The 19,034-nt window shown below is 67.1% G+C and carries 13 protein-coding genes and 1 tRNA gene; 13 read left to right on the top strand and 1 reads right to left on the bottom strand.

Features of this window, described 5'->3' with window-relative positions; translation table 11 throughout:
* Positions 1-40 precede the first annotated feature (40 nt).
* On the bottom strand, positions 41-1,555 hold the full coding sequence (locus ACORJG_RS03815; RefSeq protein ID WP_427791753.1) for a hypothetical protein: 1,515 nt from the start codon (positions 1,553-1,555) through the stop codon (positions 41-43).
* Between the two features lie 310 nt (positions 1,556-1,865).
* Between ACORJG_RS03815 and ACORJG_RS03810 the strand changes: the two genes are divergently transcribed.
* From ACORJG_RS03810 to ACORJG_RS03750, 13 genes are all read left to right on the top strand, one after another.
* The gene (locus ACORJG_RS03810; RefSeq protein ID WP_427791751.1) at positions 1,866-3,290 is read left to right on the top strand and encodes an amino acid permease; all 1,425 of its coding nucleotides are present in this window, start codon (positions 1,866-1,868) and stop codon (positions 3,288-3,290) included.
* 96 nt (positions 3,291-3,386) lie between these two features.
* Positions 3,387-3,460 (top strand) — tRNA-Cys (locus tag ACORJG_RS03805).
* A 211-nt stretch (positions 3,461-3,671) separates the two neighbouring features.
* Positions 3,672-5,117, top strand: a complete 1,446-nt coding sequence (locus ACORJG_RS03800; protein WP_427791749.1) for an aldehyde dehydrogenase family protein — start codon at positions 3,672-3,674, stop codon at positions 5,115-5,117.
* A 17-nt stretch (positions 5,118-5,134) separates the two neighbouring features.
* A complete protein-coding gene (locus tag ACORJG_RS03795) occupies positions 5,135-5,899 on the top strand; it encodes a glucose 1-dehydrogenase (protein WP_427791748.1) in 765 nt (254 codons plus the stop codon).
* Positions 5,883-7,001, top strand: coding sequence for a 3-isopropylmalate dehydrogenase (leuB, locus tag ACORJG_RS03790; RefSeq protein WP_427791747.1), 1,119 nt, complete (start codon positions 5,883-5,885; stop codon positions 6,999-7,001). Before ACORJG_RS03795 ends, leuB begins: the two co-directional genes overlap by 17 nt.
* 10 nt (positions 7,002-7,011) lie before the next feature.
* Entirely contained in the window at positions 7,012-8,298 is a 1,287-nt protein-coding gene (locus tag ACORJG_RS03785; protein ID WP_427791746.1) for an acetylornithine deacetylase/succinyl-diaminopimelate desuccinylase family protein, read from the top strand.
* Between the two features lie 4 nt (positions 8,299-8,302).
* A complete protein-coding gene (locus ACORJG_RS03780; protein ID WP_087140249.1) occupies positions 8,303-8,869 on the top strand; it encodes a cupin domain-containing protein in 567 nt (188 codons plus the stop codon).
* A 485-nt stretch (positions 8,870-9,354) separates the two neighbouring features.
* On the top strand, positions 9,355-10,686 hold the full coding sequence (locus tag ACORJG_RS03775; RefSeq protein ID WP_427791744.1) for an aspartate aminotransferase family protein: 1,332 nt from the start codon (positions 9,355-9,357) through the stop codon (positions 10,684-10,686).
* 27 nt (positions 10,687-10,713) lie between these two features.
* Positions 10,714-12,957: a TonB-dependent receptor gene (locus tag ACORJG_RS03770; protein ID WP_427791743.1), complete on the top strand. Its 2,244-nt coding sequence runs from the start codon at positions 10,714-10,716 to the stop codon at positions 12,955-12,957.
* A gap of 66 nt (positions 12,958-13,023) precedes the next feature.
* A complete protein-coding gene (locus ACORJG_RS03765; RefSeq protein ID WP_427791741.1) occupies positions 13,024-14,604 on the top strand; it encodes an alkaline phosphatase D family protein in 1,581 nt (526 codons plus the stop codon).
* 23 nt (positions 14,605-14,627) lie between these two features.
* Positions 14,628-15,473, top strand: coding sequence for an acid phosphatase (locus ACORJG_RS03760; protein WP_427791739.1), 846 nt, complete (start codon positions 14,628-14,630; stop codon positions 15,471-15,473).
* A gap of 86 nt (positions 15,474-15,559) precedes the next feature.
* Complete coding sequence (locus ACORJG_RS03755) at positions 15,560-18,181, top strand: ABC transporter substrate-binding protein (protein ID WP_427791737.1); 2,622 nt, start codon at positions 15,560-15,562, stop codon at positions 18,179-18,181.
* Positions 18,178-19,032 (top strand): ABC transporter permease, encoded by an 855-nt coding sequence (locus ACORJG_RS03750; protein ID WP_427791735.1) that lies wholly within the window; start codon positions 18,178-18,180, stop codon positions 19,030-19,032. The genes ACORJG_RS03755 and ACORJG_RS03750 overlap by 4 nt, the downstream gene beginning before the upstream one ends.
* Positions 19,033-19,034: the final 2 nt, after the last annotated feature.

Below are 19,034 nucleotides of genomic sequence, written 5' to 3'. Positions count from 1 at the left end.
GCGGCGGCCCCTTCGGACCGCCGCCTCGCCACAGGGTTCATCAGCACTTCAGGTTGGCCGTCAGGCCGCAGGTCCAGCCCTGCCACCACGTGTCAGAGGCGTTCTTCACGGCGCCGATGTAGTCGGTGTCGACGAAGAAGGAATGGAGGCTGGAAGCCTTCACCGGCGTCACGGCGGTCTCATTGGCGCCGTTGATGAAGGTCAGGGTCTGGTTCGTGATGGTGATCCCGGCCGTCGGGGCGGTCAGGGTCGAGGTCCCCTTGGCCGTGTTGTTCGAGCCAGCCGTAAAGATCGGCTCCGAGCGGGCGGCGCCGCTGGCGCGGTAGGAGATGCCGCAGGACATGAAGACCGAGTTGAACACCGGGTTCACGCTGGCCGTATCGGCATCGGCGATGTCCAGGCAGCCGGCGCTCGAACCGGAAACGCTGGTGAAGACCGAGTTGACGACGGTCGCCTTCGTGCCCGTGTCGAAGTGGGCGACGGTGTGGGCGTCGGTCGGCGAGTTGCGGCCCACCAGCGTCCAGTTGGCGATCTTGGGCTGCGAGTTATAGCGCTGGGCCAGCGGCGTGGCGGCCGGGGCGGCCGAGAACTCGAACCCGGCCGAGCGGCTGGTCGCGTTCGGGGCGCGCTGGGTCACGATGCCGAACTGGGCGCCGCCGCGCCAGCCGGTGTCGGTGTCGAAGCCGTCGTCATCGGCGCCGTTGATGACGATGTGTTTCAGATTGACGTTGCCGCCGAAGATTTCGATGCCGTCGTCCGACGAGTTGTAGGACTGGACGTATTCGATGACGGTGCCCGCGCCGACGCCCGCCAGGGTCAGGGCCTGCAGCTCGTTGCCGGTCGAGATTTCAAAGCCCGAATAGCGGATCTGGACGTAACGCATACGACCCGAGTTATCGTTGGCGTCGCCGCCGCCGTAGAAGGCGTTGGTGCCCTCGACCTGGCCGGTGCAGGTGATCGGGGCGGTCAGCTGACAGTTGGCCTGCGGCGCACGGCCGGCGATGACGACGCCGCCCCACTGGCCGTGCGAATTCTCATTGGTCGAGCCTTCGACGTTCTGGCGGCTGGTGAAGATGATCGGCTTGGCGGCCGTGCCTTCGGCATAAATCTGCGAGCCGCGGTTGATCAGCAGGTAGTCGCCGCCTCCCGAGGCGAAGATGGTCACGCCCGGCTCGATCGTCAGCACGCCCTGCGTACCCGTAGAAGAGGCCGCATCCACGCCGCGATCCACGCCCACCGCCGTGCGGCCCGAGATCGAATAGATGGTGCCCGCGCGCAGCGGCACCGTCAGGCCGCCGTTGATCTGTTGCGGCAGCTGGCAGTTACGCAGCGTCCCGTTGGCCATGGTGCCGACGTTGGCGAAGCCGGCCGGGCAGTCGGCGGCCGCCTGGCCGTTGCCGCTATTGCCATTTCCATTGCCGTTGCCATTGCCGTTTCCGTTGCCGTTCCCGAAGTCGCCTTCGCCCGGCGAGGCCACCTCGGCCGAACCGCCGCAGGCCGCCAGGGCCAGCGCGCTGGCCGCCACTGCGAGCAGGGTCTTGAAGCTGCTGTTCATCGTCATTCCACCGGTCTGGTCAAAGGATGCGACAGCGGGCGGCCGATCCTGTCCCGGACGGCCTCTCCTCCCCCTGCCTCCAGCGGATGGATAGCGACTGCTGTTACGGAAGCTTGCGCGTTTCAGTGAAGGATCAACGTACGTTCCTTGCAGATTCATCGCCGTTTCGGTGACGAACGATCCGCTATCGGAACGCCTTTCAGATCCGGTTCGACAAAAGGGGCGCTTGTGTCCACGCCGCGTCTGTCGCAACAGGGCGCGCCGGGCCTTTGGGTCGGCTCAATTCCATCAGTAACGAACTGGATTACCCATGGCGGGCTGGAACGTGCGCAAGCGCATCACTGTCGACGCTCAGGAGCGCAGTCTGGCCCGCAGCCTCAGCTGGCCGCACCTCGTGGCCATGGGCGTGGGCGCCATCGTCGGCACCGGCATCCTGACCCTGATCGGCATCGGCGCGGACAAGGCCGGACCGGCCGTCCTGCTGTCCTTCCTGATCGCGGGCTTCGTCTGCGCCTGCGCCGCCCTGGCCTATGCCGAGATGGCCTCGACCATCCCCGCCTCGGGCAGCGCCTATACCTACAACTACGTCGTCATCGGCGAGGTCGTCGCCTGGGTCATCGGCTGGAGCCTGATCCTGGAATACAGCCTGGTGGTCAGCGCCGTGGCCGTCAGCTGGTCCGGTTATGCGGCGCCCCTGCTGCACGACTGGCTGGGCCTGCCCATGGCCCTGATGCAGGGACCGCACGCGGGCGGCGTCGCCAACGTGCCCGCCCTGTTCATCATCCTAGTCATCGCCGGAATGCTGATCATCGGCACCCGCAAGAGCGCCACGCTGAACCTGGCGCTGGTGGTCGTGAAGCTGTCGGCCCTGGTGCTGTTCGTCTGGTTCGCCCTGCCCCATTTCAACGCCGCCAATCTGGAGCCGTTCAGCCCCTTCGGCTTCGGCCGCACCATGGGCGAGGACGGAGTCGAGCGCGGCATCATGGCCGCCGCCGCCATCATCTTCTCGGCCTTCTACGGCTTCGACGCCATCGCCACGGCGGCCGAGGAAACCCGCAATCCCAAGCGCGATCTGGCCATCGGCATCGTCGGCTCCATGCTGGCCTGCGCGGCCATCTACACCGTCATCGCCACGGCGGCCCTGGGCGCCACCTCCTTCACCCTGTTCGCCAACAGCCCCGAGCCGCTGGCCCTGATCCTGCGCGAGATCGGCCAGCCCGGCGCCGCCCACTTCCTGGCCGTGACGGCGGTGCTGACCCTGCCGACCGTCATCCTGGCCTTCTTCTATGGCCAGAGCCGCATCTTCTTCGTCATGGCGCGCGACGGCCTGCTGCCGCGCGGCCTGTCGCAGCTGTCGGCCAAGGGCGCGCCCCTGCGCATCACCCTGTTCACCGCCGCCGTGGTGGGGACCATCTCCCTGTTCTTCCCGCTGGACGAGATCGTCGCCCTGGCCAACGCCGGGACCCTGGTGGCCTTCAGCTCGGTGGCGCTGTGCATGTTGATCCTGCGCCGCCGCTCGCCTGATCTGCCGCGCGGGTTCCGCACGCCGCTGGCCTGGGTCATCGGCCCGATCGCCATCGCCGGCTGCCTGTATCTGCTGGCTAGCCTGCCGCAGAAGACCCAGATGTGGTTCCTGATCTGGAACGTGATCGGCGTCGGCGCCTATCTGCTCTACGGCCGTCGCTTCAGCGTCGCCCGTCGCGAGGCCGAACAGGCGGAACAGGCCGCCGACTGACCAAGCCCGGGGGCGCTGCGACCGGCGCCCCCGCTAATCCGCAACCGGCCCAGGCGGCCCCCGGCGCCGCCTGCTATCCAGACGCCTCGCCCCGATGGCCGGATGGCGGAGCGGTTACGCGGCGGAGTGCATATCCGTCCAGCCTGGTTCGATTCCAGGTCCGGCCTCCATCGGGGCGCCCTGCCGTTCAGGAGCCGCCGCATCAAAAGCAGCCCGCGCCTGCTTATCCCAGCGTCAAATGCTCATTTTATTGAGCATCCCGAACGTAAAATCAGTGGCTTAGACAAAAACCATAAAGGGCTTGGCGCCTGATCCGTTATCGTGCCCACTATCCTGGACGGCGAACCAGAGGGGGATCGCCTTCGCAGTGAGCATGAGATTATGGTCGCGCCCTTCTCCACGGATAAGGTCTTCATCGACGGCGTCTGGCGCCCCGCAGGGGGTGAGGCGACCCTGCCGATCGAGAACCCGTCGACGGGCCAGGTCATGGGCGCCCTGGCCGCCGGAACCGCTGCCGACGTGGACGCCGCCGTCCGCGCCGCGCGCGCCGCCTTCGACGGAGACTGGTGCCGCATGACGGCGGTCGAGCGCGGGCGCATTCTGGCCCGCATGGGACGCGAGGTCGAAGCCCGCATCGACCTGCTGGCCGAGCTTGAGGCGCTGGACGTCGGCAAGCCGCTGAAGCAGGCCCGCAACGACGTGATCGCCCTGGCCCGCTATCTCGAATTCTATGCAGGTGCAGCCGACAAGCTGCACGGCGAAACCATTCCCTTCCAGGACGGCTACACCGTCTACACCCTGCGCGAGCCGCACGGGGTGACGGGCCACATCATCCCGTGGAACTATCCGATGCAGATCATCGGCCGCTCGGTCGTGGCCGCCCTGTGCGTCGGCAACGCCGTGGTGCTGAAGCCCGCAGAGCAGGCGTCGCTGACCGCGCTGGCCTTCGCCCACATCGCCGCCGACTGCGGCCTGCCTGCTGGAGCGCTGAACGTCGTGACCGGCGCGGGCGCCGAGGCGGGCGCGGCGCTGGCCGCCCATCCGGGGATCAACCACCTGTCCTTTACCGGCTCAACCGGGGTCGGCGTGGCCATCCAGCAGGCGGCGGCGGTCAACGCCGTGCCGGTGACGCTGGAGCTGGGCGGCAAGTCGCCCCAGCTGGTGTTCAACGATGCCGATCTGGACAAGGCCCTGCCCTTCCTGGTCAACGCAGGCGTCCAGAACGCAGGCCAGACCTGTTCGGCCGGATCGCGCGTCCTGGTCCAGCGCGGCGTCTATGACGAGGTCGTGCGCCGCATGGCCGAGCGCTTCGCGGCCCTGACTGTCGGTCCCGCGATGGACGACCGCGACGTCGGCCCGCTGGTGTCGAAGAAGCAGCAGGCCATGGTCGAAGGCTTCATCGACAAGGGCCGCGCCGACGGCCTGATCGTCGCGCAGGCGACGCTGACCGACCTGCCGTCCGGCGGCGCCTATGTCGCCCCGACCCTGTTCGCAAACGTCGCGCCCGACCATCCGCTGGCGCAGCAGGAAATCTTCGGCCCCGCCGTCGTCGTCATTCCGTTCGACACGGAAGACGACGCCGTCGCCATCGCCAACGGCACCGATTACGGCCTGGTCGCGGGCGTCTGGACCGCCGACGGCGGCCGACAGATGCGCCTGGCGAAACGGCTGCGGGCCGGACAGGTCTTCATCAACAACTACGGCGCGGCGGGCGGGGTTGAACTGCCCTTCGGCGGCGTCGGCAGGTCGGGCCACGGTCGCGAGAAGGGGTTCGAGGCGCTCTATGCCTTCACCACCCTGAAGACCGTCGCGGCCCATCACGGATAGCGCAAGGGAGTAGCGTCTTGGGGGAGAACAGATCGAAGCGGCTGGAGGGCAAGCGAGCGATCGTCACGGGCGGAGCCTCCGGCTTCGGCGCCGGAATCGCGCGCCGCTTCGCCGAGGAAGGCGCCCGCGTCATCGTCGCCGACCTGAACGGCGACGCCGCGCGCACGCTGGCCGCTGAATTGGGCGACGCCGATCTGGGCGTGAAGGTCGACGTGTCCAGCGCCGCCGACGTCGCTGCTCTGGCTGAGACCGCGAACCGCCTGCTGGGTGGCGTCGACATCGTGGTCAACAACGCGGGCGTCGGCCACACGCCCCAGCCCCTGGACGAACTGTCGGACGAAGCGTTCGACCGCATCGCCAACGTCAACATGCGCGCCATCTATCTGATGTCGAAGGCGTTTATTCCGGCGATGAAGGCGCAAGGGTCCGGCGCCATCCTGAACATCGCCTCGACCGGCGGCGTCAGCCCCCGCCCGAACCTGACCTGGTACAACGCCTCCAAGGGCTGGGTCATCACAGCGACGCGGGCCATGGCGGTCGAGCTGGCGCCCTTCCAGGTGCGGGTGAACGCGCTGAACCCGGTGGCGGGCGACACCCCCCTGCTGAAGACCTTCATGGGCGCCGACACGCCCGAGGTGCGAGCCAAGTTCCTGTCCTCCATCCCCATCGGCCGCTTCTCGACGCCCGAGGACATGGGCGCCGCCGCCGCCTTCCTCTGCTCCGACGACGCCTCGATGATCACCGGCGTGGCCATGGAGGTCGACGGTGGCCGCTGCATCTGATCGCGCGTTCAAGCTTCTGGTTCTGCCGGGCGACGGCATCGGGCCGGAGATCGTCCGCGAGACCCTGCGCGTCGTCGACTGGGCCCGGAACACCGGGCTGCGCATTGAACTGAGCGAAGCCCTCGCGGGCGGCGCCAGCATCGACGCCGTGGGCGCGCCCATCGCCGAGGACGTGGTCGATCAGGCGCTGGCCTCTGACGCCGTCCTGTTCGGCGCCGTCGGCGGGCCGAAGTGGGACCACCTGCCCCGCGCCCAGCGGCCCGAGATGGGCATTCTGCGGCTGCGTCAGGCGCTGGACCTCTACGCCAACCTGCGCCCCGCCGTCTGTTTCGACGAACTGCTGGACGCCTCGGCGCTGAAGCCCGAGGTGATCCAGGGCCTCGACATCCTGATCGTGCGCGAGGCGACGGCGGGCGTCTATTTCAGCCTGCCCCGCGCCAATGAAGTGGACGCAGACGGCCAGCGCCGCGCCTATGACACCCAGGCCTATACCGAGGCCGAGATCGCCCGCGTCTGCCGCACGGCGTTTGAACTGGCCCGCACGCGCAAGCGACGCGTCTGCTCCGTGGACAAGGCCAATGTCATGGAGACGGGCGCCCTGTGGCGAGCCGTCGCCACCGAAGTCGCCGCCGACTATCCCGACGTAGAGCTGTCGCACATGTATGCCGACAACTGCGCCATGCAGTTGGTCCGGCGCCCGGATCAGTTCGACGTCATCGTCACCGACAACCTGTTCGGCGACATCCTGTCCGACGCGGCGGCGGCCCTGACCGGGTCGCTGGGCCTGCTGCCCTCCGCCTCCCTGTCCGGTCTTGAACAAGGCGGGCGCAGCCGGGGCCTGTATGAGCCGATCCACGGTTCGGCACCCGATATCGCTGGCCAAGGCGTCGCCAACCCCATCGCGACCATCCTGTCCTTCGCCCTGTGCCTGCGCTGGTCATTCGACCGCGTCGATCTGGCCGACCGGCTTGAGCGCGCCGTGCGACAGGTCGTGTCCAGCGGCGTGCGCACCCCCGACATCGCGGAAGCCGGGGTCGCCCCCGTCTCCACCCTTCAGATGACTGACGCGGTTCTGGCCGCGCTGGACGCACAGTTCGCGTGAGGATCGACCCATGAGCGCCCCCACCCTGCAGACCGTCATGGACCTGATCGACGGTCGCACCGACGAACTGGTCGCCCTGACGCAGGACCTGATCCGCTTTCCCACCATCAACCCGCCGGGCGAGGCCTATCGCCCCTGCGCCGAGTACATCGGCGAGCGGCTGAAGACGCGCGGCTTCACCGTCGAATATGTGCGCGGCGAAGGCTCGCCGGGCGACAGCGATCAATACCCGCGCACCAACGTCATCGCCCGCTGGACCGGCAGCGAGCCCGGCCCCTGCGTCCACTTCAACAGCCACATCGACGTGGTCGAGGTCGGCGCCGGCTGGACCGTCGATCCCTTCGGCGGAGAGGTGAAGGACGGCAAAGTCTACGGCCGAGGCGCCTGCGACATGAAAGGCGGACTGGCCTCCTCCATCATCGCGGTCGAGGCCCTGATCGATTCCGGCCTGCCCCTGCCCGGCGCGCTCGAAATATCCGGCACGGTGGACGAGGAATCCGGCGGCTACGGCGGCGTCGCCTATCTGGCCGAGCGCGGCTGGTTCTCGGAGCCTCGCGTCAACCACGTCATCATCCCCGAGCCGCTGAACGTGGACCGCGTCTGCATCGGCCACCGCGGCGTCTGGTGGGCCGAGATCGAGACCAAGGGCCGCATCGCCCACGGCTCCATGCCCTTCCTGGGCGACTCCGCCATCCGTCACATGGGCGCGGTGATGGAAGAGTTTGAGAGCAAGCTCTACCCCGCCATGGCCGCCCGCCATTCCGATATGCCCGTCGTGCCCGAGGGCGCGCGTCAGTCGACCATGAACATCAACTCGATCCACGGCGGCCAGGCCGAGGGCTTCGACGGCTTGCCCGCGCCCTGCGTCGCCGATTCCAGCCGCATGGTCATCGACCGTCGCTTCCTGATCGAGGAGACGCTGGAAGATGTGAAGGGCGAGGTGAAGGCCATCCTCGACGGTCTGGCGGCCCAGCGCCACGGCTTCCGCTATGAGATGCGCGACCTGTTCCAGGTGGCGCCCAGCATGGCCGACCGCGACGGCCCGGTGGCCAGCACGACGGCCGCCGCCATCGAGACGGTGCTGGGCAAGAAGGCCCAGTTCGTCTGTTCGCCCGGCACCTATGACCAGAAGCACATCGACCGCATCGGCAAGCTGAAGGACTGTATCGCCTACGGCCCCGGCGTGCTGGATCTGGCGCACCAGCCTGACGAATGGGTCGGCATCGACGACATGACCAACTCGGCCAAGGTCATGGCGCGGGCGGCCTATGACCTGCTGACCCGCAAGCGGAGCTGACGAAATGGCGCGCGGCGATATGGAAGAAGAAAACATCATCGGCCCTCGCCTGCGCGCCCTTCGGGACCGCCTCGGCCTGTCGCAACGCGCCCTGGCGCGCAAGGCCGGGGTGCCGTCCAGCACCGTCAGCCTGGTCGAAAGCGGTCGCACCAGCCCGTCCGTCGGCTCGCTGAAACGACTGCTGGACGCGGCCGGCATATCGCTGGGCGACTTCTTCAGCTCCGAGTTCGAGACCCCGACCAAATACTTCTATCGTCACGACGAACTGACCGACATCTCGCGCGGCGAAGTCTCCTATCGTCAGCTGGGGTCCAGTCAGGATTCCAGCCTTCAGATCCTGTACGAGACCTATCAGCCCGGCTCGGACAGCGGCCGGGTCATGCTGTCTCACGAAGGCGAAGAAGGCGGCATGATCATCTCGGGCCGTCTTGAAGTCACCGTCGACGGCCAGTCACGGGTGCTGAAGGCGGGCGAAGGCTATCTGTTTCCCAGCGTCCTGCAGCACCGCTTCCGCAACATCGGCGACGTGCCCTGCGTGGTCATCAGCGCCTGCACCCCGCCCACCTTCTGACAGGGCTGTTGCGAACGATCAGTATTCCGATCATTGGAATATTTTCCCTATATTCGACAGATATATAGGCCAACAAAGAAACAGCCTTGCTCAAATTCACCTTCAGGCGGCTACTGATCGCTGAGGGAAGAGGGTTTTCGCGGCCGATCGCTGCAACTGCGTATAGATGCTGCATTGCACAAAGCATCGACTGCGGAGATAGTTCGGCGACCGGGCTGTCCCGGTCGCGACGGCCTTAATGGGGAGGAGATGACGGCAATGTATTGGCAAATGATCGCCACCTTCAACCCGGCAGGGTTCCCATTGCCATCGGCCGTCACGGAACAGCATGTTCAGGCAGTCTCAACCTCAATCGCTCGGCGCGCTCACAATATTGATCGACCAAGTAAAATATCTTTAAATTACAATTATATAGCGGGTAAAAATAACAGTCTTCCCTTTCGCTGCGGTTCAGCCGCTACTGGCGTAAGACAGAGGATGACCGCATGACCGCTGCAAACGCCGGCAAGGCCGCAAACGACCTTGATCCTTTCTGGATGCCGTTCACGGCGAACCGCGCCTTCAAGGCGCAGCCTCGCCTGTTCGCCTCGGCCAGGGACATGCACTATTTCACCCCGGACGGTCGGGCGGTGCTGGACGGGACCGCCGGTCTGTGGTGCGTCAACGCCGGTCACGCCCGCCAGCCGATCGTCGAGGCGATCCAGCGTCAGGCCGAGATTCTCGACTACGCCCCGACCTTCCAGCTGGGCCATCCGCTGGTGTTCGAACTGGCGTCACATCTGGGGATGATGCTGCCCGGCGACCTGAACCACGTCTTCTTCGCCGGTTCGGGGTCAGAGGCGGTCGACAGCGCCCTGAAGATCGCGCTGGCCTATCAATCGGCCAGAGGGTTCGAGAACCGCACCCGCCTGATCGGTCGCCAGAAGGGGTATCACGGCGTCGGCTTCGGCGGCATTTCCGTGGGCGGGCTGGAGAACAACAAGCGCGGCTTCCCGACCCTGCCCAACGTCGACCATCTGTCGCACACGCTGAACCTGGACGAGGCCGCCTTCACGCGCGGTCGGCCGGTCTGGGGCCTGCATCTGGCCGATGAGCTGGAGGCCCTGATCGAGACGCACGGCGCCGAGACCATCGCCGCCGTCATCGTCGAGCCGATGTCCGGCTCGGCCGGGGTGATCGTCCCGCCGGTCGGCTATCTGGAGCGTCTGCGCGAGATCACGGCACAGCACGGCATCCTGCTGATCTTCGACGAGGTCATCACCGGCTTCGGCCGTCTGGGCGCCCTGACGGCGGCTGAGGCGTTGGGCGTCACGCCCGATCTGATGACCTGCGCCAAGGGCCTGACCAACGGCGCCGTGCCCATGGGCGCCGTGGGCGTCAGCAGCGGCGTCTATCAGGCGGTGGTCGAGGGCGCGGCCGGGCCGGGCATCGAGTTCTTCCACGGCTATACCTATTCCGGCCACCCGCTGGCGGCGGCGGCGGGTCTGGCCACGCTGGACGTCTATGAGAGCGAAGGCCTGTTCCAGCGCGCGGCCGAGCTGACGCCCTACTGGCAGGACGCTGTGCACAGTCTGAGGGGGCTGCGCCACGTCATCGACATCCGCGACATGGGCCTGGTCGCGGGCATCGAGCTGGAGCCGCGCCCCGGCGCGCCGGGCGCCCGCGCGACCGAGGTCTTCCATCAGGCGTTCGACGAAGGACTGCTGATCCGGGTGACGACGGATGTCATCGCCCTGTCGCCGCCGCTGATTATCAGCCGGGAACAGATCGACGAACTGATCGGCCGCCTGTCAGGGATCATAGAAAAAACACCCTGATCAGGGGTGTCGAGGAGGGGGAATAAAATGAGAAAATACATCCTGGCGTCATCGGTCAGCCTGCTGACCCTGGCCGCCTTTTCCAGCGCAAATGCTCAAAGCGAGGCCCGTTCGGGGGATCAGGCCACGCGCGTCGACGAGATCATCGTCACCGCCCAGCGCCGCGAGCAGGCCAGCCAGGACGTGGGCGTCTCGCTCAGCGTCATCGGCGGCGAGCAGTTGGATGAAAAAGGCATTTCGGTCGTCAATGACCTGGAAAACGCCGTGCCCAACATGGAGGTCGACAGCCAGTTCGGCGGCGGCCAGCCCCAGTTCCGCATCCGCGGTATCGGCGCGCGCGAATACTCGTCGAACAACGCCTCGACCGTCGGCATCTATGTCGATGAAGTGGCCCACCCCTATACGGTGACGACCCAGGGCGCGATGTTCGACATCGCCCGTCTGGAAGTCCTGCGCGGTCCGCAGGGCACCCTGTACGGCCGCAACACCACCGGCGGCGCCGTCAACATCATCACCAACGCCCCGACCGCAGACTTCCGCGCCGGTTTCAACGCCGAATACGGTTCCTACGACCATCTGAAGGTCGAGGGCTATGTCTCCGGCCAGATCGCACCGAACCTGCTGGGCCGTCTGGCCGCCGTCACCGAACAGGGCGGCGCCTGGCAATACCACCGCGATACCGGCGAAAAGCTGGGCGACCTCGACAAGACCGCCATCCGCGGCCGCCTGACCTGGGACGCCAGCGACAGGGTCAGCGTCGATCTGAGCGCCACCTATTCAGTCGACAAATCCGACGGCCGCGGCTTCCGCCTGCTTGGCCCATACAAGGTCGCCGACGGCAGCGTGACCTATCCAAAGGATACCGCCTGGCGCATCACGGGCTGGGGCATTTCGCAACGTCTGGCTGAAGCCGCCGGCGTCTCGACCAACGCCAAGCCGTTCCGCGACAATGACGGCTTTGACGTCAGCGCCAAGGTGAAGGCCGATCTGGGCTGGGCCGACCTGACCTCCATCACCGCCTATCAGACCTTCTCGCGCAAGGAATACAACGACTGGGACGGCACGCGCTTCCACGAGTCCGATGTCTATTTCTACAATGACATCGATGTCTTCGCGCAGGAATTCCGCCTGAGTTCGACCAGCGACGGCCCCCTGCAATGGATGGTGGGCGCCCACTATGCGGATGAAACCATCAAGGGCGGCTTCTTCACCGAGTTCCGGGGATCGACAGCGCCGGACTACCTCTCCAGCTTCATCAATACATCCTACGATCAGAACGTTACCGCCTCCGGGATCTTCACCCACAACTCCTATCAGGTGAACGAACGTCTCAACCTGATCCTAGGCCTGCGGTGGGAGAAGGAAGACCGCGACCTGACCAGCTTCGGCACGGAGATCGCCCCCGCCCCGCCGCCTGCGCCGCGCACCTTCGACACGACGATGGAGGAAGTGACCGGTCGCCTCGGGCTGGAATATAAGCTGACCGATGACGCCCTGTTCTACGCCAGCGTGGCGCGAGGGGTGAAATCCGGCGGCTTCACCACCTACAACTCGACCAAGTCGGAAGCCACCGAGCCGTTCAAGCCTGAAACCGTCATCGCCTATGAGGCGGGCATCAAGTCTGACCTGTTCGACCGTCGCCTGCGCCTGAACGGCGCCCTGTTTTACTACGACTACAGGGATCAACAGGTTCAGGGGCTGGAGTATGATCGCGACGCCGGTCGCCTCGGCAAGATCACCAATGTGCCCAAGTCGCACATCATGGGTGGTGAAATCGAAGCGATCTGGATGCCGATCAATGGCCTGACCATCACTCAGAACATCGGCTACAAGACCGGCGAATACGACGAATACTTCGCCATCGACGGCCCCGCCACCGACGCCGCCAACAACAATCAGGCGCCGTGGGACATCATCATCACCGGCGACAAGTCCGGCGAACGCCTGTCCTTCCCCAAGATGAACTATGGCGGCTCGGTCTCCTATGACTGGGAAACCTCGGGGTGGGAGCTGCGCGCCGAGACCAACTACAACTATCGGGACGAGCTGTATTCGGTCAGCTCCTCGTCGATCATCGACGCCTACTGGCTATGGAACGCCAACTTCAGCGTCAGCCCGGCGGGCGCGAACTGGCGGGCGGGGCTGTGGGTGCGGAACATGTTCAACACCTACTACGAAGAGACGCGCAACGGGTTCAACGGTTCGGCCCGTCCGACCACCTCGCCCAGCCAGGGCCGCACCTTCGGCGTGCGGCTGTCGATGGACTTCTGAGGCTTCTCCCCGAGCAGGGCGGGCCGGTTCCGGCCGGTCCGTCCTGCGTCTTTTGCTGATGGTATGATGGCTTATTCCGCTTCCCGCCTTGATCGCCGCGCCCTGCTGACGGGTCTGGTCGTCGCGCCAGCCGTGCTGAGTTTCGGCCGCGCGCAGGCGGGCGGCGCCTATCTGTTTCCGCTGGGCGTCGCCAGCGGCGATCCCGCGCCGGACGGCTTCGTCATCTGGACCCGGCTGGCCGCCGACCCTCTGGCCGCCGACGGTCTGGGCGGGCTCGACGCCGCCATTTCCGTGCGCTGGGAAGTCGCCGCCGACGACCAGTTCCGCCGCATCGTCGCCTCCGGCAGCGTGACCGCCGCCCGCGACGTCGCCCACAGCCTGCACGTCGAGGTCGCGGGCCTGACGCCGGGCCGTCCCTACTGGTACCGCTTCACCGCACAGGGCCAGCAGAGCCCGACCGGCCGCGCCCTGACCACGCCCGCCCCCAACGCCGCCGCCGACCGCCTGCGTCTGGCCGTCGCGTCCTGTTCGCACTGGGAGCGCGGCTATTTCAGCGCCTATGGCCACATGGCCGATGAGGCGCCGGACATGACCCTGTTCCTGGGCGACTACATCTATGAATACACCCTGCTGCCGGACCGCGCGGCCGAGGTGGTGCGCCCCTATAATCTGGAAGAGGCGACCACGCTGGCGGGTTATCGCAACCGCTACGCCCTGCACAAGACGGACGCCAACCTGCAACGTCTGCACGCCATCGCCCCCTGCGTCGCCATCTGGGACGACCATGAGGTTCAGGACGACTATTCCGGGGTCTGGTCCAAGATTTCAGGCGTCGCGCCCAATGACTTCCTGCAACGTCGCGCCGCTGCCTATCAGGCCTTCTACGAGGCCATGCCGATCCGCCGCACGCGCCTGAACGCCAGCCTGCAGATGCCGATCTATCGCCGCATCCGCTATGGCGCACTGGCTGAGTTCTTCATGCTGGACGGGCGGCAATACCGCTCGAAACAGCCATGCAGCGACGGCGAAAACGGCGGCAAGGGCCAGATCGTTTCCGACGCGACCTGCACCGACCGGCTGGACCCGTCACGCACCTTCCTCGGCTTTGATCAGGAGCGCTGGCTGTATGACGGCCTGGCCCGCGCCGATGCGCGCTGGAACATTCTGGGCCAGAATCTGGTGATGGCGGGTCTGCGTCTGGCCCGCAGTCCGGCCGAGGAGAACCGCTACTGGACCGACACCTGGGACGGCTTCCCCGCCGCGCGCGACCGGCTGACCTCGGCCCTGTCGGAACTGAAGCCGTCCAACCCCGTCGTCCTCAGCGGCGACTACCATTCCTTCTGGACGAACGACGTGAAGCTGGACAGCCGCGACCCGTCATCGGCCACCGTGGCGACCGAGTTCGTCGGCACCTCCATCACCTCGACCGGCCCCAGCTACGACGGGCTGATGGCCGTCATGCCCAATAACCCGCAGGTGAAATTCTTCGACAGCCGCCCGCGCGGCTATATGTCGATCGACGTGCGCCCCGACCGCATGGATACGCGCTATCAGGTCATCAGCGATGTGCGCGATCCGAAGGCCAGCCTGTCGACCCTGAAATCCTGGACCGTTGAATCGGGCCGCCCCGGCGCCGTCGCCGCATGATCCCTTCTACCCGGAGTTTTTCCATGACCACCCCGCACCGCTCTTCTTCCCTCATCGCGATGAGCCTGGCTCTCGCGCTCGGCGGAGCGTTGAGCGGATGCGCCGGGGCCGTGTCGACACAGACGGCGGCGCCTGCGCCCGTGACCTTCTGGGAAGGCTTCCACGACCATCCGCATGGCTATCTGACGGCTGAGAACACCCCCAACGCCGCCAACTTCCTGCCGCCGCCGCCCGAGGAAGGCTCGCTGCGCGAACAGGCCGACATCGCCGCCTACCGCGCCATGCGGGCGCTGGAAGGCTCCGAACGCTGGGCCATCGCCCGCGCCGACAATGAGATCGAGACGCCCGGCGCGCCGCGCGCCTTCGACTGCGCCCTCGGTTTCAAGTTCGAGCCGGAACAGATGCCGACGCTCACCCTGCTGATGGGCAAGATGCTGGGCGATCTGGAGATGATTCAGACCCCGGCCAAGAAGGGCTATTTCCGCAAGCGCCCCTTCGTAGTCGAGCCCCTGCCGACCTGTATCGCGCCCGAGACCTGGCTGGCGGCCAGCGGCTCCTATCCGTCGGGCCACTCGGCGCTGGGCTGGGCCTGGTCGCTGGTGCTGGCTGAACTGGCGCCCGACCGCGCCGACGCCATCCTGCGGCGTGGACTGGCCTATGGCGAAAGCCGCGCGGTGTGCGGCGTCCACTATGTCAGCGACGTCGAGGCGGGCCGTATCGTCGGCGCGACCATCGTCACCCGGCTGAAGGCCGACCCGGCGTTCCAGGCCGACTTCGCCCGCGCCAAGCAAGAGTTCGATGCAGCCCGCGCAGCTGCGACCGAAAGCACCGCCGCCTGCCCCGCCTCTCTGGCGCGCCAGCCGTGGTGAGGCGCGCTTAATCCATGGCGAGAGTGCAAATCCATGACGTAGGCTGACGCAGATCGGCCACGTCGCAAGGGGGAGATCGAGGGAAGGTGACGAAGACAGGGGCGACACGCGTCGCGACAGCATCCCGACGGCGCAGCCGGAACGGCGGACTCCGGTTCAGCCTGATCACGCTCGCGCTGTCGCTGGCCCTGTGCGTCGTCTGGGGCCTGACGGCGCCGCAGGTTCAAGCACAAGCGCCTCGCGACCGCCTGATCCTCGGCCTGCCGCTGGAGCCGCCGAACCTCGATCCGACCTCGGGCGCGGCGGCGGCGGTGGATGAAGTCGTCTACGCCAACGTCTTCGAAGGCCTGACCCGGCTGACCCAGAACGGCGCCGTCGCCCCGTCGTTGGCCGAGTCGTGGGAGGCTGCCCCCGACGGCCTCACCTGGACCTTCCATCTGCGGCGCGGCGTGACCTTCTCCGACGGCTCGCCGTTCGACGCCGCCGTCGCCAAATTCTCTCTCGACCGCATCACCGCCGAGGGCTCGACCAACGCCCAGAAGGCCCTGTTCGAGCCCATCCGCAATGTCGAGGTCATCGACCCGGCCACCATCCGCATCCACCTGTCGCGGCCTATGGCCACCCTGCCCTATGTCCTGGCCTGGGGCGACGCGGTGATGGTGTCGCCCAACACCGCCGCGACAAACGCCGTCACGCCGGTCGGCACCGGCCCGTTCAAGCTGCAGAGCTGGCAGCGCGGAAGCCAGCTGACCCTGATCCGCCGCGACGGCTACTGGGGCCCGGACCCGCGCCTGAACACCGTCGTCTTCCGCTTCATCAGCGACCCGACCGCCGCCTTCGCCGCCGTCAGCGCCGGCGACGTGGACGCCTTCCCCAACTATCCCGCGCCCGAGAACGTCGCCCAGTTCCAGCGCGACCCGCGCTTCCGCGTCGTCGTCGGCGCCTCCGAAGGCAAGGTCATTCTGGGCATCAACAACACCAAGGCGCCGTTCAACGACGTGCGGGTGCGCCGCGCCCTGTCCTACGCCATCGACCGCAACGCCCTGATTCAAGGAGCCATGTTCGGCTTCGGCCAGCCGATCGGCAGCCACTATTCGCGTCAGGCGGCGGGCTATGTCGACCTGACCGGCCTGTCCCCCCATGATCCGACCAGGGCGCGCGCCCTGCTGGCCGAGGCAGGCTATCCCAACGGCATCGACGTGACCCTGCGCCTGCCGCCCCGCCCCTACGCCCGGCGCAGCGGCGAGGTGCTGATCTCGCAACTGGCCGAAGCAGGCATCCGCGCCAAGATCGAGAATCTGGAGTGGGCCCAGTGGCTGGATCAGGTGTTCAAGCGCCGCCAATTCGACCTGACCATCGTCGAACACGTCGAGCCGATGGACTACGACATCTATGGCCGCAAGGACTACTATTTCGGCTACGACAGCCCCGCCTTCGACGCCCTTCTGGCCGAAGTGAACGCCGCCCCGGACGAGCCGACGCGCAACCGCCTGCTGGGCGACCTGCAACGCCGCATCGCCGATGACGCGGTCAACGGCTTCCTGTTCCAGTCCTCGCGTATCGGCGTGTGGAAGGCGGACCTGAACGGCCTGTGGATCAACGGCCCCATCGCCGCCAACGATGTCACCGGCGCCTACTGGACCGGGGCGGGCGCAGCGGGCGCCGCGACCGCCGAGCGCACCGACGGCGGCTTGCCCTGGGGCTGGATGTCCTTGGTCGCGGGCGTCGGTCTGCTCGCCTTCGTCGCCTGGCGCTTCGGCGCCGCCTGGCTGCTGAAGAAGCTGGGCGGCCACGCCCTGACTCTGTTGGCGGCGACCGTGGTCATCTTCCTGCTGCTGCAGGTCGTGCCGGGCGATCCGGCCAGCTATATGATGGGACTGAACGCCAGCCCGGAATCCATCGCCGCCCTGCGCCAGCAGATGGGCCTCGAAGGCTCGGGCCTTGAGCGCTACTTCGCCTGGCTCGGCGACCTGCTGACCGGAAAGTTCGGCACCAGCTACACCTATCAGGTGCCGGTCGGCGGCCTGATCGCGGAACGTCTGGCCGTGTCCGCGCCGCTGGCCCTGATGGCCACCGTCCTGTCGTTGCTGGTCGCCCTGCCCATCGGCGTCACCGCCGCCAGCCGCAGGGGAACCGCCGTCGACACCGGCCTGATCGGCGTCACGCAGGTCGGCGTCGCCCTGCCCAACTTCTGGATCGCCATGCTGCTGATCCTGCTGTTCTCAGTGAACCTGGGCTGGTTTTCGGCGGGCGGCTTCCCAGGCTGGAGCGCCGGTTTCTGGCCCGCCTTCAAGGCCCTGATCCTGCCCGCCGCAGCGCTGGCCGCGCCGCAGGCCGCCATCCTGGCCCGGGTGCTGAGAACCGCCCTGCTCGACACCATGAACGAGGACTATGTCCGCACCGCCCGCGCCAAGGGTCTGTCGGTCAATCAGGCCCTGTGGCGGCACGCCCTGAGGAACGCCTGGATCCCGGTCCTGACCATTCTGGGCCTTCAGTTCCCCTTCCTTCTGGCGGGCGGCATCATCATCGAGAACGTCTTCTCCCTGCCCGGCCTCGGCCGACTGGTCTTCCAGGCCATCACCCAGCGCGACCTGATCGTGGTGCAGAGCGTGGTGGTGGTGCTGGTCTTCGCCGTGGTCCTGGTCAGCTTCCTGATCGACCTGGCCTATCTGTTCGCTGATCCGCGCCTGAGGGGACGCCGCGCATGACCGACGCCCCTACCGTCATCACCACCAAGCCCCGAGTGCGCTGGCCCCTGTCCCTGATCGTCGGCGCCACGCTGACCGCCGTCGTGCTGGCGACCGCCCTGCTCGCCCTCGTCTGGACGCCCTATGATGTCGAGGCGGTGGACATCGCCGCCAAGCTGACCGCCCCGTCGACCGCCCACTGGATGGGCACGGACCACTTCGGCCGCGACGTGCTGTCGATGATCATGGCGGGAGCGCAGAACTCCCTCGTCGTGGCTTTCGTCGCCGTCGGCATCGGCGTCGCAATCGGCACGCCCCTAGGCCTGACAGCCGCCGCGCGCGGCGGCTGGATCGACGAACTGGTCATGCGCGGCAACGACCTGATCTTCGCCTTCCCCGCCCTGCTGCTGGCCGTGATGATCACCGCCGTCATGGGGCCGGGGGCGATCAACGCCGTCATCGCCATCGGCGTCTTCAACATCCCCGTCTTCACCCGCGTCGCGCGTGGCGCCGCCCAAGGCCTGTGGACCCGCGAGTACGTCCTGGCCGCCCGCACGGCGGGCAAGTCTAGGACCCTGATCTCGCTCCAGCACATCCTGCCCAATCTGATGAGCCTGCTGGTCGTGCAGGCCGCGATCCAGTTCGCCGTCGGCATCGTCGCCGAGGCGGGCCTGTCCTACGTCGGCCTGGGCGCCCAGCCGCCCGCGCCCAGCTGGGGCCGGATGCTGGCCGAGGCCCAGACCATGATCGGTTTCGCGCCGTGGCTGGCCATCATGCCGGGGCTGGCCATCTTCGTGACCGTGCTGGGCCTCAGCCTGACCGGCGACGGCCTGCGCGACCTGTTCGACCCGCGCGTGCGGCGGGAGCGTTGACC

Source organism: Brevundimonas diminuta (assembly GCF_050310045.1).
Classification (GTDB): Bacteria; Pseudomonadota; Alphaproteobacteria; order Caulobacterales; family Caulobacteraceae; genus Brevundimonas; species Brevundimonas diminuta_F.
This window is presented reverse-complemented; position numbering and strand designations above follow the sequence as displayed.